The organism is Actinoplanes sp. NPDC021490 (genome assembly GCF_055562135.1).
Map to the genome: position 1 here is coordinate 31,432 of NZ_JBVHFW010000014.1, position 23,799 is coordinate 55,230.

The 23,799-nt window shown below is 71.2% G+C and carries 18 protein-coding genes; 7 read left to right on the forward strand and 11 right to left on the reverse strand.

What is annotated here, in order from left to right:
* Positions 1-8 precede the first annotated feature (8 nt).
* Positions 9-356: a bleomycin resistance protein gene (locus tag ACZ3I4_RS31440; RefSeq protein ID WP_465385664.1), complete on the forward strand. Its 348-nt coding sequence runs from the start codon at positions 9-11 to the stop codon at positions 354-356.
* Here ACZ3I4_RS31440 and ACZ3I4_RS31445 read toward each other — a convergent pair whose 3' ends face one another.
* Both ACZ3I4_RS31445 and ACZ3I4_RS31450 read right to left on the reverse strand, forming a co-directional pair.
* On the reverse strand, positions 357-1,226 hold the full coding sequence (locus ACZ3I4_RS31445; RefSeq protein WP_465385665.1) for a hypothetical protein: 870 nt from the start codon (positions 1,224-1,226) through the stop codon (positions 357-359).
* Positions 1,223-1,654 carry a hypothetical protein gene (locus ACZ3I4_RS31450; RefSeq protein ID WP_465385666.1) on the reverse strand — a complete coding sequence of 144 codons (432 nt, stop codon included), beginning with the start codon at positions 1,652-1,654 and terminating at the stop codon, positions 1,223-1,225. Before ACZ3I4_RS31450 ends, ACZ3I4_RS31445 begins: the two co-directional genes overlap by 4 nt.
* Positions 1,655-1,781: 127 nt before the next feature.
* Here ACZ3I4_RS31450 and ACZ3I4_RS31455 point away from each other — a divergent pair, with 127 nt between their 5' ends.
* Positions 1,782-2,882, forward strand: a complete 1,101-nt coding sequence (locus ACZ3I4_RS31455) for a hypothetical protein (protein WP_465385667.1) — start codon at positions 1,782-1,784, stop codon at positions 2,880-2,882.
* Between the two features lie 13 nt (positions 2,883-2,895).
* Here ACZ3I4_RS31455 and ACZ3I4_RS31460 read toward each other — a convergent pair whose 3' ends face one another.
* Positions 2,896-3,096 carry a hypothetical protein gene (locus ACZ3I4_RS31460; RefSeq protein WP_465385668.1) on the reverse strand — a complete coding sequence of 67 codons (201 nt, stop codon included), beginning with the start codon at positions 3,094-3,096 and terminating at the stop codon, positions 2,896-2,898.
* Positions 3,097-3,158: 62 nt separating this feature from the next.
* Positions 3,159-4,106 carry a sulfite exporter TauE/SafE family protein gene (locus tag ACZ3I4_RS31465; RefSeq protein ID WP_465385669.1) on the reverse strand — a complete coding sequence of 316 codons (948 nt, stop codon included), beginning with the start codon at positions 4,104-4,106 and terminating at the stop codon, positions 3,159-3,161.
* Positions 4,107-4,418: 312 nt separating this feature from the next.
* Here ACZ3I4_RS31465 and ACZ3I4_RS31470 point away from each other — a divergent pair, with 312 nt between their 5' ends.
* Together ACZ3I4_RS31470 and ACZ3I4_RS31475 are read left to right on the forward strand one after the other, a co-directional pair.
* Positions 4,419-4,604 (forward strand): hypothetical protein, encoded by a 186-nt coding sequence (locus ACZ3I4_RS31470; RefSeq protein ID WP_465385670.1) that lies wholly within the window; start codon positions 4,419-4,421, stop codon positions 4,602-4,604.
* A gap of 475 nt (positions 4,605-5,079) precedes the next feature.
* Positions 5,080-5,574, forward strand: coding sequence for a CAP family protein (locus ACZ3I4_RS31475; RefSeq protein ID WP_465385671.1), 495 nt, complete (start codon positions 5,080-5,082; stop codon positions 5,572-5,574).
* A 26-nt stretch (positions 5,575-5,600) separates the two neighbouring features.
* Here ACZ3I4_RS31475 and ACZ3I4_RS31480 read toward each other — a convergent pair whose 3' ends face one another.
* The 3 genes from ACZ3I4_RS31480 to ACZ3I4_RS31490 are packed head-to-tail and all read right to left on the reverse strand — an operon-like array spanning position 5,601 to position 9,534.
* Positions 5,601-7,709, reverse strand: a complete 2,109-nt coding sequence (locus ACZ3I4_RS31480) for an iron ABC transporter permease (RefSeq protein WP_465385672.1) — start codon at positions 7,707-7,709, stop codon at positions 5,601-5,603.
* A complete protein-coding gene (locus ACZ3I4_RS31485) occupies positions 7,706-8,695 on the reverse strand; it encodes an ABC transporter substrate-binding protein (RefSeq protein ID WP_465385673.1) in 990 nt (329 codons plus the stop codon). The genes ACZ3I4_RS31480 and ACZ3I4_RS31485 overlap by 4 nt, the downstream gene beginning before the upstream one ends.
* Before the next feature lie 26 nt (positions 8,696-8,721).
* The gene (locus tag ACZ3I4_RS31490) at positions 8,722-9,534 is read right to left on the reverse strand and encodes an ABC transporter ATP-binding protein (RefSeq protein WP_465385674.1); all 813 of its coding nucleotides are present in this window, start codon (positions 9,532-9,534) and stop codon (positions 8,722-8,724) included.
* Positions 9,535-9,650: 116 nt separating this feature from the next.
* Here ACZ3I4_RS31490 and ACZ3I4_RS31495 point away from each other — a divergent pair, with 116 nt between their 5' ends.
* Together ACZ3I4_RS31495 and ctaD are read left to right on the forward strand one after the other, a co-directional pair.
* Complete coding sequence (locus ACZ3I4_RS31495; protein WP_465385675.1) at positions 9,651-11,495, forward strand: alpha-amylase family glycosyl hydrolase; 1,845 nt, start codon at positions 9,651-9,653, stop codon at positions 11,493-11,495.
* A gap of 67 nt (positions 11,496-11,562) precedes the next feature.
* Positions 11,563-13,308: an aa3-type cytochrome oxidase subunit I gene (gene ctaD / locus ACZ3I4_RS31500; protein WP_465385676.1), complete on the forward strand. Its 1,746-nt coding sequence runs from the start codon at positions 11,563-11,565 to the stop codon at positions 13,306-13,308.
* 3 nt (positions 13,309-13,311) lie between these two features.
* On the opposite strand, the gene ACZ3I4_RS31505 is transcribed toward ctaD, so the two are convergent.
* From ACZ3I4_RS31505 to ACZ3I4_RS31515, 3 genes are all read right to left on the reverse strand, one after another.
* Positions 13,312-13,968: a nucleotidyltransferase domain-containing protein gene (locus ACZ3I4_RS31505; protein ID WP_465385677.1), complete on the reverse strand. Its 657-nt coding sequence runs from the start codon at positions 13,966-13,968 to the stop codon at positions 13,312-13,314.
* Between the two features lie 276 nt (positions 13,969-14,244).
* A complete protein-coding gene (locus ACZ3I4_RS31510) occupies positions 14,245-15,255 on the reverse strand; it encodes a hypothetical protein (protein ID WP_465385678.1) in 1,011 nt (336 codons plus the stop codon).
* A 653-nt stretch (positions 15,256-15,908) separates the two neighbouring features.
* Positions 15,909-18,434, reverse strand: a complete 2,526-nt coding sequence (locus tag ACZ3I4_RS31515) for an ATP-binding response regulator (protein WP_465385679.1) — start codon at positions 18,432-18,434, stop codon at positions 15,909-15,911.
* A gap of 71 nt (positions 18,435-18,505) precedes the next feature.
* Here ACZ3I4_RS31515 and ACZ3I4_RS31520 point away from each other — a divergent pair, with 71 nt between their 5' ends.
* Positions 18,506-21,964, forward strand: a complete 3,459-nt coding sequence (locus ACZ3I4_RS31520; protein ID WP_465385680.1) for a PAS domain S-box protein — start codon at positions 18,506-18,508, stop codon at positions 21,962-21,964.
* On the opposite strand, the gene ACZ3I4_RS31525 is transcribed toward ACZ3I4_RS31520, so the two are convergent.
* A complete protein-coding gene (locus ACZ3I4_RS31525) occupies positions 21,934-23,781 on the reverse strand; it encodes a serine/threonine-protein kinase (RefSeq protein ID WP_465385681.1) in 1,848 nt (615 codons plus the stop codon). The two genes, ACZ3I4_RS31520 and ACZ3I4_RS31525, sit on opposite strands and share 31 nt — an antisense overlap.
* Between the last annotated feature and the right edge of the window lie 18 nt (positions 23,782-23,799).

Consider the following 23,799-nt stretch of genomic DNA (forward strand, 5'->3'; position numbering starts at 1 on the left):
ATCGGGTCATGTTCGAGTCGGTGGCACCGATCATTCCCGTACGCGACCTCGATGCGGCCCTGGCCCGCTATCGGCGGCTGGGGTTCGCCACCCGGGCGTACGAGGGGCCCGAGCGGTACGCATTCGTCGACCGCGACTCCGTTTCGCTGCACCTGACCGAGTGGGCCGGGCACGATCCGCTCAGCACGGCGGCGTCGGTCTATCTGTACGTTGGCGACGCCGACGCCGTGCACGCCGAGTGGGCGGGGGCGGAGGGGCGCCTCGGCGAACCGCGGGACACGCCGTGGGGGCTGCGGGAGTTCGCCTACGTCGACCCGGACGGCACGCTGCACCGGGTCGGGTCACCGCTGGGTTAGTCAGTTCCAGCCGCGGCGGACCCAGCGGCGCACCAGGGGTGGCACGACCCAGGAGTAGACGCAGAAGGCCAGCCATCCGAAGCCGAGCAGGCCGGCCAGCACGGGCAGGCCGATCGCGCGCAGCAGCAGGATGCCGCCCACCGCCACCAGCCAGGTCTTGAGGGCGCCGAAACGCAGCACCGGGCGCAGCGGCAGCATCAGCGGGTGGCGGGCCGCGCGCAGCTCCAGGGCCGACTCGGCGAAGACCTGCTCGGTCGGGCGGGCCGCGGCGGCCTGGCGGAAACCCTCGTACGCGGTGTCGATCTGACCCCGTGCGGCGCTCGTGCCGCCGAGCAGGGCGTGCGCCACCGGGTTGCCGGGGTGCACGCCGACGAACTCGCGGCTGATCCGTTGCGCCTCCCGGTCGTCGCCGCGGGCGTGGGCCACCTGGATGCGCGTCGCGTAGACCACCGGCGCCTCCGGCGCCCGCGCCGCGGCCAGGTCGACGAGTTTGCCGGCCTTGTCGAGCTGACCGTCGCCGGCGCAGAGGTCCGCGTACGCGCAGAGCAGGTCGACGTCGTCCGGCGCCAGGGCCAGCCCGTCGAGCAGCGCCCGCTCGGCCATCTCGTCGCGGCCGGCCTCGTGTTCGGAGCGGCCCAGCCACAGCAGCAGGTCGGGATCGGGCCCGTTGGCCGCCAGCCCGGCCCGCGCCGCCTCGCCGACCTCGGTCCAGCGGTCGAGCCGGCTGAGCGCGGCGCAGCGCAACTGCATCGCGTACGACCCGGTGACCTCGTTGGCCGGCAGCATCGACAGCTCGGTGAGCGCCTGCTCGGCCCGGCCGGTCGCCAGCAGCGCCTGAGCCCGGTGCAGCACCGGCTGCGGCGACGTCATCGGACCAGCCCCAGGATGACCGCGCCCTCGAACAGCCCCAGGCCGATCGCGGCCAGGAAGCCGGGAAGGACCAGGCTCTTGGGCTCGACGCCGCGCAGCATGGCCACCCGGAACGCGCGGCGCTGGAAGGCCAGCACGACCAGCCACACCAGCAGGCCGGTGATCGTGCCGGCCAGGCGTACGCCGGAATTGGTCTCGACAAACCGGCTGACCGCCACCCGCGCGGCAAAACCGGCGAACCCCGCACCCCCGATAAGCAGCAGGTGCCGGGTCGGCAGCGCGAGCCGCCGCCCGTTGAGCACCCCCAGCGTCGCGGCGGCCAGCGGCCCGCCGAAGAACGCCGGATAGACGATCGACTCGGGCCGCCACGGGCGCTTGGCCGGCGGCGCCTGATCCCGGATCGTCGGGCTGAACAGCTCGTCGTTCATGCAGGTCCCCGCTCCCGATACCCTCGCGCGGAGCACAGCCTAGCGGCCCGCGGCCCGCCGGCCGCACCCCCGCCGGACGGTGACCCTCCTTGCGGTCCCGGCCCGGCGTGCCGTAGGTGTGAAGCTCATGAATGCGTTCTCGACGCTGCGCCCCGGTTCGAACTCCGAGCGTGAGCGGCGGGTGACGATCTGGCCGGCCTCGCTGCTGGCCCATGCGGTCACGCTGGCCGTGCTCGGATTGATCCTGGTGGGCGGTCTCGGTCTGCTGCTGTGGTTCGCGCTGAGCCGCCCCGACCTCACCGGACCGCTGCCCGCCCCGGCCGCCCCGACCCCGGCCGCGACCGCGACCGGTGGCCGGGCGATCCCCTCGTCCGGTGCCAGCCGGCCGTTGACCGCGATCGAGCGGCTCGACAGCATCAAGCTCATCCTCGGCGTCATCGCGGGCGTCGGCGGCGTCGTGGCGCTGACGGTCGCCTACCGCAAGCAACGTTTCGGCGAGGACGCGGCCGGCCGGGACCGCACCGGCGCCTACACCGACCGGCTGGTCAAGGCGGTCGAACAGCTCGGCCACGACCGGCCGCAGGTGCGGGTGTCCGGCCTGTACGCGGTGGCGAACCTGGCCGACGAGTGGGCCGACGGCCGGCAGATGTGCATCGACGTCCTCTGCGCCTACGTCCGGATGCCGCACGCCGCGACCGACGCCGGCGAGCGCGAGGTGCGGCGCACGCTGTTCCGGATCATCCGCAACCACCTGCGGCCGGACCCGATCTGGGGCGACGTGAAATGGTCGGAGCACCGCTTCAGCTTCGAGGGCGCGACCATCGAGGTCGGCGACCTGACCAGCATCCGCCTGGTGGGGCGCGGTCACATGACCTTCTACGGCGCGCGGTTCACCGGCTGGTTCTCGTTCGACAACATGCGGCTCGAGGCGAAGCGCTACGAGGACGCCGACGATCCGGTGGAGGCGCACATGTGGTTCGGCCTCGCCCGATTCGAAGGGTCGCACGTCGGCTTCGCCGGGGCCGACCTGACCGGCGGGGTCGTCGAATTCCGCGGCGCCTACCTCGGCTCGCCGGTGTCTTTCGCCGACGTCACGACGCCCGAGGCCGTGCGGTTCGACAGCGAGACCCGGTACGTCCGGGGTGTGGTCGATTGGGGGACGGTGTCCCCCGGTCCCGCCGTGCCGGTCCGCCGGGCGGTGAGCTCGTGGCGCCGACGCCGGCGGTGATCCGCGACCGGGTTCAGCGGCCCTCCGCCATGTCGCGGGCCGTGCGGGCGGCGATGCGGGCGACCTCGTCGACGGTCATGGCGATGATCGGCTCCTCCGGGCCGCCGTCGGCCAGGCCGCGGGCGACGTGGCCGGCCGAGTAGTCGGTGGCGACGCGCTGGTCGAGGGCCTCGTTGATGGCGTCGGCGATCCGCTGGGCCAGTTCGGTCATCATGGGGGCCCAATGTAGTGGCCGCGCCGGACGGGGTTCGACGCGGCCACCGGGCGAGCGGCAGGTCAGGCCGGGTCGAGCTCGCGCTCGTCGCGTTGCCGGGCCGCCTCGAGCGCCTCCGCCTCGGCGATGATGCGGCGGTCCTCCTCGGCGTTGCGGCGGTACTCCCGGACCGAGTAGGCCAGCGCGGCCGCCCAGATCACGTAGATGAACGCGTAGATCGTGTACCGCGTCGTGTCGCCGGCGTCGATCCAGTCCGAGCGCAGCAGCGTCCGCGAGTTGGTCAGGATAATGACGCCGCCGACCGCGGACCCGAGCACCCGCGGCGGGATGTGCCGGACCAGCCAGGCGGCGATCGGCGCGGCGATCATCCCGCCGAGGAGCAGCGCGGCCACCCAGGTGAAGTCGATGCTCTCCGACCCGAGGCCGACCAGGAAGCCGAGACTGGCCGCGATCGCGACGAGGAACTCGCTGGTGTCGATCGAGCCGATCGTCTTGCGCGGCTCGAGACGGCCGCTGGCCAGGATCGCCGGCGTGCCGACCGGGCCCCAGCCGCCGCCCCCGGTCGAGTCGACGAAGCCGGCCACCAGGCCCAGCGGGGCCAGGAACCGCTTGCGCAGCGGCAGGCCGAGACGGCCCTTGGGCAGGCCCATCGCGGTGAACCGGATGAACACGTACAGCCCGAGCGCGAGCAGGATGATCGCCATCAGCGGGGCCGCGGTCTCGGTCGAGAGGCCGGAGAGGAACGTCGCACCGGCGAAGGCGCCCACCGCGCCCGGCACACCGATCTTGAAAACGACCTTCCAGTCGACGTTGCCGAACTTCCAGTGCGAGAACCCGGAGACGAGCGTGGTGCCGATCTCGGCCAGGTGGACCGTGGCCGACGCCGCCGCCGGGTTGGTGCCGATGGCCAGCAGCAGCGTCGTCGAGGTGACGCCGTACGCCATGCCGAGGCTGCCGTCGACGAGCTGCGCTCCGAGGCCGACGAGGGCTAGGAGGATCAGTTTCCTCATGGTCGCTCCAGAGTCCAGGCGGATGCGGGGCGATTCTCGACCGCGCCCACCATGCCTACCATTTCGATAGGAGTACAGCAAGTACGGTCCCACGGGGTGCGCGGGACCGACTTCGGCGCACACACATCGACTTTCTGCCGCGGCGCCCGCCGGTGGCCGCCGTCACACTCGGGACATGGACCGCAGCCGGCCCCCTCATGTCGTTGTCCGCATCGCGATCGTCTTCACCGCCGCCACGCTGATCTGGCTCGCCGTCTCCGCCGCCGCCGACGCGATCTGGGGCGAGGGTTACGGGCGCCGATCGGGTTCCACGTGGCCTTCCAGACGGCCGAGCAGATCGTCGACGGCTCATGGAACCGCTTCACCGTCGACGACCCGGCCCTGCTGCAGCAACTCGCGCTGGGGCTGATCCCGCTCGCGCTCGGGGTGACGGTGATCCAGCTGCTGCAGCGCCGCCGGGTGGCCCGCCGTCCCCAGCGGCCGGCGAGAGCCGAATAACATAGTCCGCGGAGACGCCTCTTGTCATTCTTCAAAGAGACAGGCCGACGTGATTGGCATGATTCGAGGTCGACATTAGTCCGCCGGCGAAACGGGTCACATCACGTCCGCTTCGATCACCGCGGAATACCGGCATTGTCATGCCGTTTGGGTACGTCGGCCGGATGGTTTCGGTTGCCCGTTCGAGCGGTTCCGCAAGTACGCCGGATGACGTCTGCGCAGGTAAAACACTCGACGGGGTGTCGTCTTTGACGGCTCGTGCTTCTCGCGCCATTTTCCGCACGTGCCCGATCCGTAATCGGGATGCAACACTGCGCGTGTCGTCCTGGGAATGTGACTGTCCGCAAATTTGAGTAGGCAGCGCGGGACCCTTGTCGCAGCATTGGCCGCGCGCCAATTCGACAGGACCGATCAATGACCCGGACAGGGCGCAGTTCACCTTCCCGCCGTCCATCGTCAGAAGAGGTGCAACGTCATGCGTGACGGATTCGCGGATCGGACCAGCTCAGAGTTCCAGCTCGAGGTGCTGAACAAGGTCAACCAGCTGCGGGCGAAGCACGGAGCACCGCCGCTCGCGCTCGACGAGGAACTGAACGACTACGCCAAGTCCCGGGCCTCCTTCATGGCCGACAAGGACGACCTCACCCACGAGGGCCTGCGCTCGGGCACCGGCGAGAACGGGTCGTGGGCGGGCGCGCCGACCGGCCCGACGGCAAGCTCGGGCACCGCGGCCGTCGACGCCTGGTACAGCGAGATCAGCAACTACGACTTCGCCACCGGCCAGAAGATCGACCCCGCGAAAGCCATCGGGCACTTCACCGCCCTGGTGTGGAAGAACACCACGAAGATCGGGGTGGGACGGGTGGCCGGCCAAGGCTCGAAATGGTGGGAGACCTACATCGTGGCGAACTTCTCGCCGCCCGGAAACATGCGGGACCAGTACGTGATGAACGTGGTGCCGGCGAGCTGATCGCGGGGGCGCCCCGCGCACGCGCGTCAGGCCGAACGGCTCCGCCAGAGCAGCCAGACGAAGTAGGGGGCGCCGATCAGGGCGGTGACCAGCCCCGCCGCCAGCTGACTGGGCGCGATCACGGTGCGGCCCAGGGTGTCGGCCACGCAGACGAGCAGCGCGCCCAGGCCCACGGCGACCGGCACCGCGCGGGCGTGGGACGAGCCGACCAGGGCCCGGGCCGCGTGCGGGGCGACCAGGCCGACGAAGCCGAGCGCACCGACCGCCGTGGCCGCGGCCGCGGTGAGCAGGGCGGCCAGGGTCAGGAAGCCCAGGCGGGCGCGGTTGAGCGGGACGCCCAGCAGGCGGGGCACATCCTCGTCCAGGGCGACCAGGTCCAGGGTCCGGCGGCCGACCAGGGTCAGAGGCAGAGCGACGACGAGCAGCACGAGCACGGGCCCGATCTGGTCGAGGCTGCGGCCGTAGGTGGAGCCGGCCAGCCAGGTCAGGGCCGTGCCCACGTTCCACGGGGAGACGATGACCACGATCAGGGTGGTCAGGGCGGTGGCGGCCGCGCTGACACCCACGCCCACGAGCACGATGCGGTCGGAGGACAGGCCCCGGCCGGCGGCCAGCCGATAGACGAGGAGGAACGTGCCGAGGGCGAAGACGGTGGCCGCGCCCATGATCGGCCAGCCGCCGACGCCGGGGAACAGCAGCACTACCGCCACCGCGCCGACCGAGGCGCCGGGGGTCACGCCGAGCAGGCTGGGTTCGGCCAGCGGGTTACGGCAGATGGCCTGCACGATGATGCCGGCCAGGGCCAGGGCGGCGCCGCCGAGCAGGGCGGCCAGCACCCGGGGCCAGCGCTGGTCCAGGACGAAGGTGACCTGGCGGCCGGCCGAGCCGCTCAGCCAGTTCAGGACGTCGCCCATCAGGATCAGGCGGTCGCCGAGCAGCAGGGCGGCGGTGAAAGCGGCGACCAGAGCCACCCCCAGAACGACACCGACGGCGGCCACCCACGTACGGGATCGGATCGAACCGTGGGCGCCGCGAGCGGGGGCCGCCGCGGGTCCGCCGTCGCGCAGGCGGCGGGCCAGCCAGACCAGCACGGTCGCGCCGGCCAGGGTGGTGACGACGCCGGTGGGCACCGAGATGGCCGTGCCGGCCGGGATGGCCAGGCGCAGCAGCACGTCGGCGAGCACGACGGTGAGGGCGCCGGCGAGGCCCGCGAACGGGAGAAGCAGCACGTGGGCGCCGAGGCCGGGCACGCGCCGGGCGACCAGGCGGGCGATGACCGGCGCGCACAGGCCGACGAAACGGATCGGGCCGGCCACGGTCACGGCGGTCGCCGAGAGCAGCACCGCGACCCCGACCGAGAGCACCCGCGTACGGCGGACGTCGACCCCGAGCACCCGGGCCGAGTCGTCGCCCAGGCCGAGCACGTCGAGCCGGTGGGCGAGCAGCATCGTGGCGAGCACGCCGACGGCCAGCACGGGCGCGGCCATCGTGACGTTTTGCGAACCACTCTGCACGGTCGTGCCGCTGCCCCAGGCGAACAGGCCGATCGTGTTCTGCTGGAACAGCATCAGCAGGACGGTGGTGAGCGAGTTGAGCGCGAGCGCGACGGCCGAGCCGGCCAGCACGAGCCGGGTCGGTCCGGCGGCGCCGCCCCGCGAGACGAGCAGCACCAGGCCCGCCGCGAGCAGGCCGCCGACGAACGCGACGGCCCCGCCGGCCAGGAACGGCAGCGAGATGCCGAACGCGGCCACGGCGACCACCGAGACGTACGCGCCGGCGTTGACGGCCAGGGTGTCCGGCGAGGCCAGGGGGTTGCGGGCCACCGACTGCAGCACCGCGCCCGCGATGCCCACGCCCAGGCCGACCAGCAGGGCGGCGAAGAGGCGGGGCAGGCGGCTGGCGACGAGAACGGCGACGGCCTCCGTACGGGCGTCGCCGCTCTCGCCTCCGGGTTGCAGCGCGCGCAGCAACTCGGCCAGGCCCACGTTCGCGGTGCCCTGCGTGAGGTGCACCGCCGACAGAACGACCAGCAGCACGACCGCCACAGCGAAGACGGCGATGATCCCGTACGCCTGGGAACCGCCTCCGGCGGCCTTGGGCGCGGTGCGAACCGGGGCGATCGTGCCGGCTGTCATGACGTCAGCGCGGCGGTGATCGCGTCGATGTAGGCCGAGGCCGAGGGCGGGCCGCCGAACATCCAGATGCCGTCCGGGATGCGCTTGACGTGGCCGGCCTTGACGAACGGCAGCTGCTTCCAGACCGCGTTGTTCTTCAGGTTGCCGGTGAAGTCGCCGCCGTCGCTGTCGTTGGCCACATAGACGTACGTGGTCGCGGCGTTCTTGATCTTCGTCAGGCCCTCGACGTCGTTCGGGGCCAGGCCGTAGTCCTTGTCGCCGCCGTCCGGCCACTGGTTCTCCAGGCCGAGCTCCTTGGCGATGCCGCCGAAGAACGAGGTCGGCGTGTACATGCGCAGCGAGACGTTGCCCGACTCGACCCAGCCGTCGCTCATCACGAACGGCGCGCCGGTCTTGCCCGCCTTGGCCAGCGCGTCCTTGCCCGAGGCGACCTTGGCGTCGAAGCCGGCCAGCAGCTTCTCACCCTGGGCGGTGGTGCCGGTGGCCTGCGCGAGGGTGGTGACCGTCTTGCGCATGTAGCCGATCGGGTCGGCGCCGTCCGAGCCGCGCAGCGCCAGCACCGGGGCGGTCTTGGCGATCTGGGCGATGACGTTCTCGGGCACGTCGGTGGTGGTGACGACCAGTTCGGGCTTGAGCGCGGCGATCGCGTCCAGGCTGGGCTCGCCGCGGGTGCCGACATCCGGGGTGGAGGCGTCGATCGGGGCGCTCTTGTCCCAGGCGTTGTAGCCCTTGACGTCGGCCTGCCCGACCGGCTTGACGCCCAGCGCGACCAGGTTCTCGGTGAGACCCCACTCGAGGGAGACCACGGCCGTGGCCGGGGCGTCGAGCTTGACCGTGCCGCGCTCGTCGGTGAGCTCGACCGGGCCGGACGAGGGTGCGGCCGGGGCGGCGGCCTCGCCGGCGGGCTCCTCGGTGGTGCCGCAGGCGGTGAGGACAAGGGCCGTCAGAGCGGCAGCCGTGGTGGCCGCGAAGGCTCGGCGGTTCATATGGGGGTCCCTCTCGGTGAACGGAATCAGGTGGTGACGTGCCGGCTGGTGTGCCGGCCGATCGGGCGTGTGTGCAGGTGGCCGTCGTCGCCGGCCGCCACCTCGATGCGCAGGCCGTAGACCTCGCTGAGGAGTTCGCCGGTGAGCACCTCGGCGGGCGTTCCGGTGGCCCGGACGACGCCGGAGTGCATGAGCACGACCCGGTCGGCCACGGCGGCGGCCTGGTCGAGGTCGTGCAGCACGACCCCGACCGCGACCCGGTGGTCGTCGGCGAGCTCGCGCACGATGTCCAGGATCTCGACCTGATAGCGCAGGTCGAGGAACGTGGTCGGCTCGTCGAGCAGCACGACCCCGGTGTCCTGGGCGAGGCAGGTGGCCAGCCAGACGCGCTGGAGCTCGCCGCCGGAGAGCTCGTCGACGGCCCGCTCGGCCATCGTGTCCACCCCGGTCAGGCGCATCGCCTTGTCCACGTGGACGTGCCCCTCGGCGTCGCCCGCCCCGAAGCGGCCGCGATACGGGTGGCGGCCATAGGCGACCACATCCCGCACCCGTACGCCCCCAGGGGTGGGACGGGACTGGGTGAGCAGCGTGACCTGGCGGGCGAAGTCCTTGGGCTTGAGGGCGAACGCGTCACCCACGCCGTCCAGCGTGACCCGGCCCGACTGCGGGGCGTGCAGCCGCGCGAGCGAGCGCAGCAGTGTCGACTTGCCCGAGCCGTTCGGCCCGACCAGCGCCACGACCTGCCCGGCGCGCAGCTCGAGGCCCGCGCCGTGCACGACGGTGCGCCCGTCGTAGGCCAGCGTCAGTTCGCTCCCGGCGAGCGCCACATCCCCATTCATGAGGTGAGGCTAACCTAACCGGGAGCCGGGGAGAACGGGGGGCGGTCGCTGATCCGACACCCGTCACCCCGGGTGGGCGGCGATAGCTTGGTGGGGTCTCACTTCGAGGAGGGATCATGACCGTACGCCGGGTCGCCGATCTGGACTTCGCCCCGTTCACCGGCCGGCAGTTCCACCCCTCCCCCGCCGCCTGGGAGGACCAGGTCCTCTATTTCCTGATGCTCGACCGGTTCTCCGACGGCCACGAGCGCGACTACCTCGGCCCCGACGGGCAGCCGGTCACCACCGGCACGACACCGCGCCTGCGCGAGGCCGACCACGGCAACGCGGTCACCACCGAGGCCGACGCGCGGCGCTGGCGGGAGGCGGGCACCCGCTTCGCCGGCGGAACGTTCGCGGGACTGCGCAGCAAGCTGGGCTACCTGCGCCGGCTGGGGGTCACCGCGGTCTGGATCAGTCCGGTGCTGCGGCAGGCGCCCGGCGTGGAGAGCTACCACGGCTACGCCACGCAGAACTTCCTCGACGTCGACCCGCACTTCGGCTCGGCCGAGGAGCTGCGCGACCTGGTCGCCGACGCGCATGCGCAGGGCATCCGCGTGGTGCTCGACGTGGTCGTCAACCACGCCGGCGATGTCTTCGGCTACGACCCCGACCGCTACCTGACACCCGAGGGCACCTTCGACGCGCGGTGGGACGGGAACCCGTACCGGACGGAAGGTTTTCGCGACGCGAGCGGCAAGCCGCTGTTGCCGTTCGGGCCGGTCGACGACGCCTGGCCCGACGGCGCGGTGTGGCCGGCCGAGCTGCAGCAGCCCGGCACGTTCACCGGCAAGGGCCGCATCCGCAACTGGGACTGGCCGGCCGAGTTCCTCGAGGGCGACTTCGAGGGCCTCAAGGACATCGCGCTGGGCGCTGGGCCGGTCGACGCGTACCGCCCGTCGGCCGCGTTGAAGGCGCTGACCCGGGCCTATCAGTACTGGATCGCGTACGCCGATCTGGACGGTTTCCGGGTCGACACGGTCAAGCACATGGATCCCGGGGCGGCCCGCTACTTCGCGTCGGCGATCCACGAGTTCGCGCAGAGCATCGGCAAGGACAACTTCTGCCTGATCGCCGAGATCACCGGGGACCGCGGGTTCGCGTACCGGACCCTGGAGGCGGTCGGCATGGACGCCGCGCTGGGCATCGCCGACGTCCAGGACCGGCTCGAGGGGCTGGTCAAGGGCCGGCGTGACCCGTCCGACTACTTCGACCTGTTCCGCAACTCGTTCGAGATCGGCAAGGACTCGCACACGTGGTTCCGCGACCGCGTGGTGACCAGCTACGACGACCACGACCAGGTGCGCAAGGGGTCGGCCAAGGCCCGGTTCGCGGCCGACACCGACGGCGGCCGACTGACCCTGGCCGCGCTGGCCCTCAACGCGACCACCTTGGGCATCCCGTGTGTCTACTACGGAAGTGAGCAGGCTTTCGACGGCGCCGGGGACAACGACCGCTATCTGCGCGAGGCCATGTTCGGCGGCGGGTTCGGGCCGTTCCGCAGCCGGGGCGGGCACGCCTTCGACGAGGACCACCCGGCGTACCGGCAGTTCGCCCGGCTGCTGGCCCTGCGCCGGCAGATGCCCGCCTTGCGCCGCGGACGGCAGTACCTGCGCGAGATCTCCGGCGACGGCGTGTCGTTCGGGCTGCCCCGCGTGCTCGGCGGCCGCATGCTGTCGGTCGTGCCGTGGTCGCGCCTGCTGGCCGGCGGCGAGGTCGTCGCCGCGATCAACACCGACCCCGGCCGGGCCCGTACGGCGTGGGTGACGATCGACAACGATCTGCACTCGCCGGGCGACAGCCTGACCTGCCGCTACAGCACCGACCCGGCCGACGAGGGCCGCCGCGCGCGGGTCGAGCCCCGCAACGGCAAGGCCATCGAGGTCACCGTCCCGCCGGGTGGTTTCGTCGTGTACGCCTGAGCACGGCGATGTGGTCTTGAGCGGAACGGCGTAGCGTCATGGTCGTCTTCGCCTGGGGGAGGTCCCGATGACCGCTGTCGAACCGAAACCGATAGTCACCCGCCCCTTCCCCGTACGCCGTCAGGTGCGGGGAAGCTTCCTGGCGCGGACGATCCGCACGACCGACGCCAAGCAGATCGGCATCATGTATCTGGCCACGGCGTTCGTGTTCTTCATGCTCGGCGGGCTGATGGCGCTGCTCATGCGGGCCGAGCTGGCCCGCCCGGGCATGCAGATCCTGTCGCCCGAGCAGTACAACCAGCTGTTCACCATGCACGGCACGATCATGCTGCTGCTGTTCGCGACGCCGATCGTGTTCGCGTTCGCCAACTTCGTGGTGCCCCTGCAGATCGGCGCGCCCGACGTGGCGTTCCCGCGGCTCAACGCGTTCGCGTACTGGCTCTACCTGTTCGGCGGCACGCTCGCGGTGGGCGGGTTCCTGGTGCCCGGCGGCGCGGCCGACTTCGGCTGGACGGCGTACGCCCCGCTGAGCGACTCCATCCACTCGCCCGGCGTCGGCGCCAACATGTGGGTCGTCGGGCTGGCCATCAGCGGGCTCGGCACGATCCTCGGCGGCGTCAACATGATCACCACGATCCTGACCCTCCGGGCCCCCGGCATGACCATGTTCCGGATGCCGATCTTCACCTGGAACATCCTGCTGACCAGCCTGCTCGTCATCCTGATCTTCCCGTTCCTGGCCGCCGCCCTGTTCGCGCTGGCCGCCGACCGCATCCTCGGCGCGCACGTGTTCGACGCGGCCACCGGCGGCCCGATGCTCTGGCAGCACCTGTTCTGGTTCTTCGGCCATCCCGAGGTGTACGTGGTGGCGCTGCCCTTCTTCGGCATCGTCACCGAGGTCATTCCGGTGTTCAGCCGCAAACCCGTCTTCGGCTACAAGGGACTGGTGTCGGCCACCCTCTTGATCGCCGCGCTGTCGTTCGTGGTCTGGGCGCACCACATGTTCGCCACCGGCCAGGTTCTGCTGCCATTCTTCAGCCTGCTCAGCTATCTGATCGCCGTACCGACCGGAATGAAGTTCTTCGTCTGGATCGGCACCATGTGGCGGGGCCAGATCAGTTTCGAGACCCCGATGCTGTTCGCGCTCGGCTTCATGGTCACGTTCCTGTTCGGCGGGCTCACCGGCGTGCTGCTGGCCTCGCCGCCGATCGACTTCCACGTCCACGACTCGTACTTCGTGGTCGCGCACTTCCACTACGTCCTGTTCGGCACGATCGTGTTCGCGGTGTTCGCCGGCATCTACTTCTGGTTCCCCAAGATGTTCGGCCGCATGCTCGACGACCGCCTCGGCAAGGTCCACTTCTGGCTGACTTTCATCGGCTTCCACACGACCTTCCTGGTCCAGCACTGGCTGGGCGCCGAGGGCATGCCCCGCCGCTACGCCGACTACCTGACCAGCGACAACTTCACCACGCTGAACACCATCTCGACGATCGGCTCGTTCATCCTCGGCATCGCCACCCTGCCGTTCCTCTACAACGTCTGGTATTCCTACCGGGCGGGCCAGGTGACCACCGCCCAGGACCCGTGGGGCCACGGCAACTCCCTGGAGTGGGCTACCTCCAGCCCGCCCCCGCTGCGCAACTTCGACAAAATGCCCCGCATCCGTTCGGAGCGCCCCGCCTTCGACGCCAAGTTCCCCGAACTCGCCGCGGGCGCCCAGTCGCCGGCCGGCCCACCCGAGGGTGGCGCCCGCCCGCTGACCCGCGAATCCACCGGCGGCGCCACCTACCAAGAGGACAAGTCGGACTGAGCCTCAGACGCGGTAGCCCTCGAACAGCGGACCGCCAACCCCGTCGAGCACTTCCAGGGCCAGATCAACAGCGTTCTCCCGTACGCCCAACCACCGCGCGGCGAACTCCGGATCCAGTTCCCGAAGCTCGCGCAGCAGCCACTTGCCCCGACTGACCCAGCCCCCACGGAACAGCAGCGCGGCCCTCGCCGTCTCGGTCCACAGCGCGGCCGCAATGACCGCCCGCTCCCCCGGGTCCCCCGCATGCCGGAAGTCGTCGACCAGGTCGGTCAGCTCGTACCGCACCCTGTCCCGCTCCCCCTCACTCAACGGCGGCGGACCGTCGGCCAGCACCCGCGCGCACCGCCCGATGAGCTCCGCCGGATCACCGGCCAGCGCCACGCCCGTGGCAATCATGCGGTGGGTGCTCGGCTTGCGCACGGCGAGTTCGGCGGCGAGAAACTGTTCGAGCCTCGCCGGGGTGTGCACGAACAACTCGACCGGCCATCCCCGGAAGCGCAGGCTCTCGCGAAAGCCCGGCTCCTCGTCCCGAAGCACCACAATGTCCAGATCAGATCCCGCCGTACGGGCCGGGCCAAGAACACTCCCGGTCAGCAGCGCCCACGTCGCCCCGGGAAACAGGTCGGCCACGAGATCGCGGGCATCGGCAATCGGATCCATACCCCGATCCTGCCCGTCCCGCCCTGCTCACCCCCAGCCGGGCCCGCGCCCGACGGCGCTCAGCCCGCCGCGTGCGCGCTCCGAGCCTGGCCGGCCTGCGCGATCCACCCGGCCGAATCCGCGCTCCGGTCCAGCCCGCCCGGCGCAGCTCAGTCCCCCGGTCCAGCCCACCCGGCGCAGCTCAGCCCAGCCCAGCCGAATCCGCATCCGAACCTGTCCATCCGGCGCCGCCCAGCCCGCCCGCATCCGCGCCCGATTCAAAGCACCCGGCCCCGGTCAGCGCAGGCCGAAGGATGGGTGGTCCGGCCCGCCGAGCTGCCGGGAGATGCGGTCGACCACAGCCCAGTAAGGCGCAGTGTCGGTCTGAAACTCGGGCTCGACCTCATCGTTCCCGAACCCGATGCCCTGGATCCAGCCGACCAGTTCGAGCGCCACCGCCACCCACTCAACGCCGGTCATGCTCAGCCGACCGTCGGCTCCGCGGACAACTTCGGCCAGCCGCTCCCGGCGTTGCTCCCGGGCAACCTCGTCCGGATCCGGTCCAAACTCGTCCACGGTGGACGTGGCGTATTCGGCCACCAACGGCTCCAGCACCAGCTTCCACTGCGCACCGGTCAACGTCACCGCATAACGACGCTCCGGCCTCAACCCCAGCTCCCGCAGGCCGTCAATCTCACTCGAGTCGAGCGCCCGCAGATCCGGCGCATCGTCCGCCACCGCAAACGAGCACCAGTCCGACCAGGTCGGGGCCAGAGCATCAATCGGGGTTCCCCGTACGCGCCACCGATAGAAAACACCCGGCCCCAGCTCGCCGGCTTCAAACGTCAGAACCGCCCGCGCCCCCTCCAGGGGAACGTTGGAATACCAGGCCTCCTCACTGTCATCCCCCCAAACCTCAAACAGCGCCTGCTCCGGCCGCCCCCCATACATCGTCGAAAAGGACGCCGACACCTCCACCGCCCCCGTCGTACCGACAACCGTCCCGCAACCCGGCGCAAGGTCCGTCGCAACGGGAACGTGCAGCGACGGAAAATAGGGCGCCGAAGCCTCAACCGGCTCAGCCGGCGGCACCCAGTCGCCACTCACGTCCTCCGCCACCGCGCAAGTCGCCAACGTGCCATCGTCGTCAACGTGCGCCCGACCGACACACAGATCGAACTCTGCCGCCGCCGACCCCACCAATTCCGGCCGAGGCGCAACAGCCACCGTTCCCGCCATCACCGCCGCGACCAGCGCAATCCCCCGCATCCGCCGCCCAGCCGTTATCCACAATGCAGACTTATCCACAACCCAACTCCAAGGATCGCCCCAAATCACTAAAATGGCCGAGGGCGGGGGTTCCCCCGGTAGGGTGGGCCCTGTCTTCGGGGAGGCCCTGCTTCTGAAGTGGGCCGCGACTTCGGGGCAGAACGCCGTCTGGTCGAGATGCGTCTTCGGGGCAGGGTGCGGTCTCCCGGAGCTGGCAACTCGCGGGCACGAGGCGATTCTGGCAGCACGTGGCTCTCGGGCCGATCCGGCTCTGCGGGAATGACCCACGACGCGACTCCCTGGCAGCGCCCAACTCCGGCGCACGATGCAACTCCCTGGCAGCACGCGACTCTCGGAGACGATGCGACTTCCGGGCACGACGCCCTCCCGAGCGCGACGCACCTCGCGGGCGCGTCGCACCTCGCGGGCGCAACGCGACTCGCGGGCGACGCAACTCTCTGGCAGCACGCGACTCCCAGACACGATGCGACTTCCAAGCAAGACGCACTCGCGGGCGCGACGCAACTCGCGGGCGCGACGCAACTCCCGGGCGCGACGCAACTCGCGGGCGCGACGCAACTCCCTGGCAGCACGCGACTCCCAGACACGATGCGACTTCCGGGCAGTACGCAACTCGCAGGCACGACGCGATCTCCGGGCCGACCCCGACTTCCGCGCGGGGCCATGGCTGTCTATGCGCGGCGCAGGACCGACTCGACGCCGGCCAGCAATTGATCTCGCGTGTAGGGCTTGGCGACGATCATCGAGTCGGGTTCGAGGTTGTTGCCGGCCTCGTCGATCAGCGCCTCGGCGAAACCCGAGACGAAGACGACGCGTAGTTCGGGGCGGCGCTGCTTGGCTACCCGGGCCAGCTGGCGGCCGTTCATGCCGGGCATCACCACGTCGGTGATCATGGCGGCGATCGGGTCGTGATGGCCGTCGAGCAGGCGCAGGGCTTCGACGGCGTCGGCGGCCGAGAGCACACGGTAGCCCGCGCCGCCGAGGAAGCGGGCGGTCACCTCGCGCAGGTCCGCCTCGTCGTCGACCAGCAGCAGCGTCTCGCGGCCGCTGTCCGATTCGGCCGCACGTGGACGCCCGGGCACGCCCGCTCGGGCCGACGGCTTGGACAAGACATGGGCAGTCGGCGACGCGGGCACATCGGAGTCGGCCGGGTGCTCAGCTCCGCCAGAGGCAGCCGGGTGGTCACGCACGTCGGAAGCAACCGGCCGGTCCCGCTCACCGGAAGCAGCCGGCCGGTCAGACACGGCCGGGACAGCAGGATGGCCAGGCACATCCGGGACACCAGAATGGCCAGGCACGCCCGAGACAGCAGAACGGCCGAGCGCGTCCGAGACAGCGGAATGGCCAAGCGCGCCCGGGACACCAGGATGGCCGGGCACTTCAGAAACGGCCGGATGGCCGAACGTGCCGGCAACTTCCGGAGACTCAGACCGACCCTGCGTAGCAGGCGCTCCACCAACGGTTGCCGGGGCGACCGACGACGCCGCAGGGGTGGAGGTCCCGAGGGACTCCGGCGCGGCGGCGGACGGAAGCGACGATGCCGCCGCGGACGGAGAGGGCGAGCCGACCCCGGCAGATGACGACGGCGGCCCAGCAGCCGCAGACGACAACGAGGATGGCGACGGCTCCGGGCGTACGCCGGGAAGGGTGATTGTCGCTGTCGTGCCAGCGCCCGGCGAGGAGGTGAGCGTCAACTGCCCGCCGGCCTGGCTGACGATGCCGTGGGCGGTCGACAAACCCAGCCCGGCCGTCCCGGTGGAGCGTTTGGTCGTGAAGAACGGCTCGAAAGCCCGGTCGAGCACCTCGGACGGCATGCCGCGCCCGGTGTCGTGGACCGTCACCACCGCGTCGCCGTCCGGGGTGGCCGCTGTGGTGATGGTGATCGTGCCGCCGTCCGGCGTTGCCTCGGCGCTGTTGCTGACCAGGTTGACCAGCACCTGGCTGATCTGTTTGGGGTCGGCCCGCACGTCGGCGGGAGACGGGGTGAGCTGCAGGACGACCGGGGTCGCGCCGGCCGAGTCCTGCAAGGTGCTGAGCAGGTCGCGCAGCAGCGGGTTGAGGTCGAACGTCGTGGGCTGAGTGATTTCGCGCCGGCCGAAGGCCAGCAACTGCTGGGTCAGGGCCTTGGCGCGCTCGCCGCTCTTGATCACCTGCTCGAGGTCGGCCAGCAGCGAGTCCGAGATGCCGGCGGGCAGGGTGGTGTCGGTGACCGTTTCGATGGCCAGGGTCGTGTATCCGAGCATGGCCCCGAGGATGTTGTTGAAGTCGTGGGCCGCCCCGCCGGCCATGCGGCGCAGGCTGTCCAGGCGTTCGGCGTCGCGGCGGCGGGCGTCGTCCTGCCGGCGGCGGCTTTCGTCGCGCAGTCGTTCCTCGGCGTCCACCAGGTCGGAGACGTCGTCGACCATCAGCACGCCGCCGGCCAGTTCGGCTTCCTCGTCCTCGATGTGCCGCAACTGCAGTCGCAGGTATCGGCGGGTGCCGTCGGGCAGTTCGAAGCGGTGGGTGAAGCGGCGCTCGGCCGCTCCGCCGCGCAGCAGGTCGAGGGCGTCCGGACGCGACGAATCGTCCAGGCAGGCCAGCCATCCGCGGCCGAGCAGACCGGGGATGGGCGTACGCATGATCTCGGCCAGCCGCGGGTTGATGTAGTCGGCCTCGCCGTCGGCGTCGAGCAGGGCGATGCCGACCGGTGAGGCCACGGCCATCGCCTCGAAACGCCGTTCCGTGTGGTGCAGCGCCCGCACCTTCTCGATGAGCTTCGCGTTCACGGCCTGCACATGGGCCTGCGCGAAGTCGTCGGACGGCACCACGTCGATCGAGACGGGCCCGTTGGCCAGGGCCGCGTCGACCGCGTCGAGCAGTTCGTCGGGGCTCTGCGAGCGGAGCACGACCTGGCTGACCCCGCACGCCTCGGCGATGGGCCGGGTCTCGGGTTCGAGATAGTTGGCGGTGTAGAAGATCACCGGCGCCTGGGCGGCCACCTCGTCGGGGTCGGTGCGCAGCCGGTGCACCAGCTCCAGACCGTCGATTCCGGGCATGAGCACGTCGGAGACGACGATGTCGGGATGGTGTTCGTGGGCGAGCCGCAGCGCGTCGGCGCCGTCGTGGGCCTCGATCACGTCGTGACCGCGATAGCCCAGCAGCAAGCGGACGATGTCGCGGTTAGCGGCCACATCGTCGACGACCATCACCGTGGCCACCGGCGGCTCCTCATCTGCTCATGTCCGTTATAAGACTAAAGCAAGATATTTCCCTTGTACGGTTATTGACCGTGAGTAGCCGACGTGTCGCCACCGCCGTGATCGCTACGGGCAGTCTCGTCTGGGCCTGGCGACGGCTCGCACGCCGTCACGACCGCCGCCGTACGGAGCGTTACATCGACCTCGCCGCGATCCTCCAGGAGTCGGCGGCGCCCGCCTTCGTGAAGTCGATCGACGGGCGCTACCAGATCGTCAGCCCGGCCTACGAGAGGCTGCACGGCCTGCACGGGGCGGCCGGGCGCCACGACCACGAGGTGCACTCCCCCGAGCGGATGGCCGAGATCTCCCGGCACGACCGCGACGTGCTGAGCGGACCCGGCCCGGTCACGTACGAGGAGGAACTCGACGGCCGCTGGTACGTGACGACCCTGCACACGCTGCGCGACGGGCGCGGCCGGGCGTACGCGATCTTCGGGGCCGGCGTCGACGTCACCCAGCTGCGCCTGGCCGAGGGTAAGTTCCGCAGCCTGCTCGACGCGTCGCCCGAGGCCATGGTGTGCGTCAACAGCGACGGGCACATCGTGCACGCCAACCAGCGGGCCGTCACGCTTTTCCGGTACGCCCGGGACGAGATGATCGGCGCGGCGATCGAGACGCTCGTGCCGGGGGCGAGCCGCAAGGTTCACGTACAGCATCGCAATCGGTATTTCGCGTCGCCGTCGGCGCGTCCGATGGGTGAGGGCATGCTGCTCACCGCGCGGCGCAAGGACGGCTCCGAGTTTCCGGTCGACGTGAGCCTGTCGCCCGTGCAGGCCGAGGGCAAGACGATGGTGCTGGCCGCGATCCAGGACGTCAGCGCGCGCCGGATGCAGGCGCACACGAACGCCCGGCTGGCCGCGATCGTCGAGTCGTCCAACGACGCGATCGTCAGCAAGGCGCTCGACGGCACGATCCAGACCTGGAATTCGGGGGCCGAGCGGCTGTACGGCTACACGGCCGCCGAGATGATCGGGCACGACGTCACCCGCCTGCTGCCGCCGGACCGGCTCGACGAGGAGAAACTGCTGCTGGGCCGGGTCAATCAGGGCGAGACGCTGCCGCAGCACGAGACCCGGCGGATGCGCAAGGACGGCCGGGTCATCGAGGTGTCGCTGAGCATGGCCCCGATGCGCGACGACGACGGCCGGATCATCGGCGCGTCGACCGTGGCCCACGACATCACTGCCCGCGTACGGGCCGAGAAGCGCCTGCGGGTCGAGCGGGAAAAACTCGAAATGATCATGGCGGCGGCGGCCGACCCGTTCTTCTCGATGGACTCGCACGGCGTCATCGAGAAGTGGAACCGGCAGGCCGAGCTGGTGTTCGGGTGGCCGCGGGACGAGATCGTGGGCCGGCACGTGGCCGACACCGTGCTGCCCGGCCGGTACCGGGCCGCGCTGGACCGTTTCCTCGAAGGCCGGTGGGACTGGCTGCTCGACCGGCCGACCGAGATGGCGGCGCTGCACCACGACGGGCGGGAACGGCCGATCGAGCTGACCATGTGGCGGATCCGGCACGACGGGGCGTCGCACGTGCACGCGTTCGCCCGCGACATCAGCGCCCGCCTCGAGACCGAGCAGGCCCTGGCCCAGGCCCGCGATCAGGCGATCGAGACGGCCCGGCTCAAGTCGCAGTTCCTGGCCTCGATGAGCCACGAGATCCGTACGCCCATGAACGGGGTCATCGGCCTGACCGGCCTGCTGCTCGGTTCCGCCCTGGACGAGCAGCAGCGCCGGTACGCCGAGGGGATCAGCACGGCCGGGTCCGCGCTGCTGTCGGTCATCAACGACGTGCTCGACTTCTCGAAGCTCGAGGCGGGCAAGGTGCTGCTCGAGGACACCAACTTCCAGCTGCAGCGGCTCGTCGACGATGTGGTGGCGCTGGCCGCGCCGCCGGGAACGACCAGTTCGGTGGCGATCACCGGCGAGTGCGACCCGCGGCTGCCCGCGACCGTCAGCGGGGACGCCGCCAAGCTGCGCCAGGTGCTGCTCAACCTGGCCGGGAACGCGATCAAGTTCACCGCGTACGGGCGGGTCTCGATCTCGGCGACCCTGGACACCGCGGTCACCACGGGGCCCGATGCGGTTCCCGTACGGTTCGAGGTGCGCGACACCGGCATCGGGATCGACCGCCACCAGCAGGAGCGGCTGTTCGAGCCGTTCACGCAGGCCGACGCGGGCACGACCAGGCGTTTCGGTGGCACCGGGCTGGGCCTGGCCATCTCGCGCGACCTGGTCGAGCTGATGGGCGGGCACATCGGCGTGCACAGCGAGCCCGGTCAGGGCAGCACGTTCTGGTTCACGATCACGTTGCGGGCCGCCCGGGACGGGGTGGGCCTGAGCGACCATCACGCGCTCGACGGGCTGCGCGTGGTGATCGTCGATCAGGACGAGGCCGACCGGGCGGTGCTGGCCGACCAGCTCGCGGCCTGGTCGATGCGGGCCACCGGGGTGGGGCGTGGCGAGGAGGCGTACGAGATCCTGCGCGACGCCGCCGCCGCCGGGCGCCCGATCGACCTGGTCATCCACGACGGCGCGTTCGCCCAGGCGCCGGCGGGCACGCCCGCGCCGAAGACGATCCTGCTGACCAACGACTCGCAGTCGCTGCCCTCGGAGCCCGACCCGGCGGTGATGTCGGCCGCGTTCACCAAGCCGCTGCGGCAGTCGCAGCTCTACGACGCGCTGGTCGGGGTGCTCGCGGCCGACGACCCGCCGGTGTCACCGCCGGCCGCCGCGCCCGCCGGTGAGGGGCACGTGCTGCTGGTCGAGGACAACGACATCAACCGCACGGTCGCGCTGGGCATCCTGGCCAACCTCGGCTATTCGGCCGACGTCGCCACCAACGGCCGCGAGGCGGTGCGGATGGCGGCCGAGCACCGCTACCAGCTGATCTTCATGGACTGCCTGATGCCCGAGATGGACGGGTACGCGGCGACGGCCGAGATCCGCCGTGAGGAGGGCGCCGACCGGCACGTGCCGATCATCGCGCTGACCGCGAGCGCCCTGGCCGAGGACCGCGCCCGCTGCCTCGAGGCGGGCATGGACGAGCACATCGCCAAGCCGCTGGTGCCCACCGACGTCGCCGCCGCGCTGGCGAAGTGGGCGACACCCCCGGTCGTCGCCCAGATCGAGGAGCGCCTGGACCAGCTGCGCGGCCCCGACCCGGCCGCGAGCGCCCCGGTGATCGAACGCCTGCTCCGCACGATGGCCGACCGGGTGCCCGGCCACGTCGAGAAGATCAGCCAGGCCCTGGCCCTCGACGACGCCGGCACGCTGCGCAACGAGGCCCACCAGCTGAAGGGCATCATGGCCAACATCGGGGCCCGGGACGCCGCCGACGCCTGCGGGCGCCTGGAGGACCGGGCCCGGCTGAACGACCTGGACGCCGCCGTCGACGCCCTGGCCGCGCTGCATCCCGAGCTGGACGCCGTCCGCGAGGCCGTGGACACGATTCTGCTAGATCATTCACACTGTTCGAAGTCGCTGAAGTAGGACTGGTCGTCGATCGAGCCGCCCCACTTCACGCAAGCCTCCCCCGCCTGGGCGGTGACCGGGCCGACGTAGTCGATCGCCGAGGTGTTGTCCTCGGTCGCGGGCTGGCCCTCGATTTCGAGGTAGGCCGACATGGACGACTTCTCGCCGATCCCGGTCAGCTTCACCGTGACCACGCAGTTCTCGTCGCTGTCCTCGTTGTAGAGCAGGAAGACCCGGCCGCTGGTGCCGCCGCCCTTCAGGCTCTTGCGGTCGACGACGTCGAAGCCGTCGCCGCACACCGCCTGCGGGTCCTTGGGCTGGGCCGCGGGCTGCGCCGTCGTCGGCTCGGCGGTGGGCTCGGCCTTGTCGGTGGTCTTGCTGGGTTTGGGGGTCTTCGTGCGCGAGCCGCCGGTCTTGCCGGGTTTGGCGGTCGTCTCGGTGGTCGTGTCGCCGGCCGCCAGCGGGCCGTCCCCGGAATTGTCCGAGCTGTCGGAAGCGCCGGTCAGCGACGGCCAGGCCACCGCGAGGCCCACGCCACCCAGGCCGACCAGGACCGCCACGAAGGCCGCTATGACCATCATGTTGCGGCGCTTCGGGGCACCGTCGCCGGCCCCCGCGCCGAAGGAGCCGGTTCCACCGCCGCCGGTGCCTCCACCTGTGCCGCCGCCGGAGGCGCCCGGCCGCGGGACTGAAGCGGCTCCGGAGACGGACGCCGAAGAGTGGAAGCCGGTCTGCCGACCGAGGCCGGCTTGAGCCCGCCCGGGCTGAAAACCGCCGGGTTGGGCCCCGGGCTGGAAACGGCCCTGGGCGCCTGTCGGGTAGCCGCCGACCCGCGTGCCGGAACCGGACGGATAGCCGCCGGCCTGGGCGCTGCCGGGGGCCGGGATCCGGCTCGAGCTCTGCCCCGGCGGCCGGTGACCGGCTTGGGCCCGGCCCGTGCTGGGAAAACCGGCCGCCGTGTGACCCGGGCCGCCGTTCGGGAACGCGCGCGTCGGCGGGGGCGGCGCGAACGACCCCGGGCCGCCCCGGCCGGGCGACCGGGCCACCGAGGCCAGCTCGGCCGCACTGGCGAACCGCTGCGACGGCTCCTTGGCCAGGGCGCGCAGCACCAGCGCGGACACCGCCGGGGGCACGTCGGGCGGCAGGGTGGGCAGTTGCCCGTACACCAGCTGGGTCATCACCTGCAGCGGGTTGTCGCCGACGTAGGGCGGGCGCCCGGTGAGGCAGCAGTAGGCGACGGCGCCCAGCGCGTACACGTCGGTGGGCGGTCCGATCGGCTTGCCCTCGGCCTGCTCGGGAGCCATGTAGTTGGCCGAGCCGAGAACCACGTTCGTGCCGGTCAGGCCGTTCGCGGTGGCGGACCGGGCGACACCGAAGTCGACCAGCACGATGGCGCCACCGGGGCGTACGAGAAGGTTCGCGGGTTTGACGTCGCGGTGCACGATGCCCGCCTCGTGGGCGACCTGCAGCGCGTCCGCCACCTGGGCCACGATCGTCATGGTCTCGGCCGGGCTCAGCCGGCCGGCCTGCTCGATCCGCTTGGACAGCGGGATACCCTCGACGAACTCCATGACCAGGTAGTCACCGTCGGACGTCTCACCGTAGTCGTAGACCTGCACGATGCCGGGGTGGCGCAGCGCGGCCATCATGCGCGCCTCGGTGCGGAAGCGGGTGACGAACTCGCGGTCGCTGCGCAGCGCGGGCAGCATCACCTTGATCGCCACCTGGCGATGGAGCATGACGTCCTCGCCGCGCCAGACCTCACCCATGCCGCCGGCGGCGAGACGTTGGGTCAGGCGGTATCGGTCGCTGAGCATGGCTCCGGGGGCAAGCACCCGATCATGTTACTCACG

Bases quoted from the DNA above. Each gene is read 5' to 3' on its own strand.
- ACZ3I4_RS31440 (WP_465385664.1), top strand. From the start codon at position 9: ATGTTCGAGTCGGTGGCACCGATCATTCCCGTACGCGACCTCGATGCG.
- ACZ3I4_RS31445 (WP_465385665.1), bottom strand. From the start codon at position 1,226: ATGACGTCGCCGCAGCCGGTGCTGCACCGGGCTCAGGCGCTGCTGGCG.
- ACZ3I4_RS31450 (WP_465385666.1), bottom strand. From the start codon at position 1,654: ATGAACGACGAGCTGTTCAGCCCGACGATCCGGGATCAGGCGCCGCCG.
- ACZ3I4_RS31455 (WP_465385667.1), top strand. From the start codon at position 1,782: ATGAATGCGTTCTCGACGCTGCGCCCCGGTTCGAACTCCGAGCGTGAG.
- ACZ3I4_RS31460 (WP_465385668.1), bottom strand. From the start codon at position 3,096: ATGATGACCGAACTGGCCCAGCGGATCGCCGACGCCATCAACGAGGCC.
- ACZ3I4_RS31465 (WP_465385669.1), bottom strand. From the start codon at position 4,106: ATGAGGAAACTGATCCTCCTAGCCCTCGTCGGCCTCGGAGCGCAGCTC.
- ACZ3I4_RS31475 (WP_465385671.1), top strand. From the start codon at position 5,080: ATGCGTGACGGATTCGCGGATCGGACCAGCTCAGAGTTCCAGCTCGAG.
- ACZ3I4_RS31480 (WP_465385672.1), bottom strand. From the start codon at position 7,709: ATGACAGCCGGCACGATCGCCCCGGTTCGCACCGCGCCCAAGGCCGCC.
- ACZ3I4_RS31485 (WP_465385673.1), bottom strand. From the start codon at position 8,695: ATGAACCGCCGAGCCTTCGCGGCCACCACGGCTGCCGCTCTGACGGCC.
- ACZ3I4_RS31490 (WP_465385674.1), bottom strand. From the start codon at position 9,534: ATGAATGGGGATGTGGCGCTCGCCGGGAGCGAACTGACGCTGGCCTAC.
- ACZ3I4_RS31495 (WP_465385675.1), top strand. From the start codon at position 9,651: ATGACCGTACGCCGGGTCGCCGATCTGGACTTCGCCCCGTTCACCGGC.
- ctaD (WP_465385676.1), top strand. From the start codon at position 11,563: ATGACCGCTGTCGAACCGAAACCGATAGTCACCCGCCCCTTCCCCGTA.
- ACZ3I4_RS31505 (WP_465385677.1), bottom strand. From the start codon at position 13,968: ATGGATCCGATTGCCGATGCCCGCGATCTCGTGGCCGACCTGTTTCCC.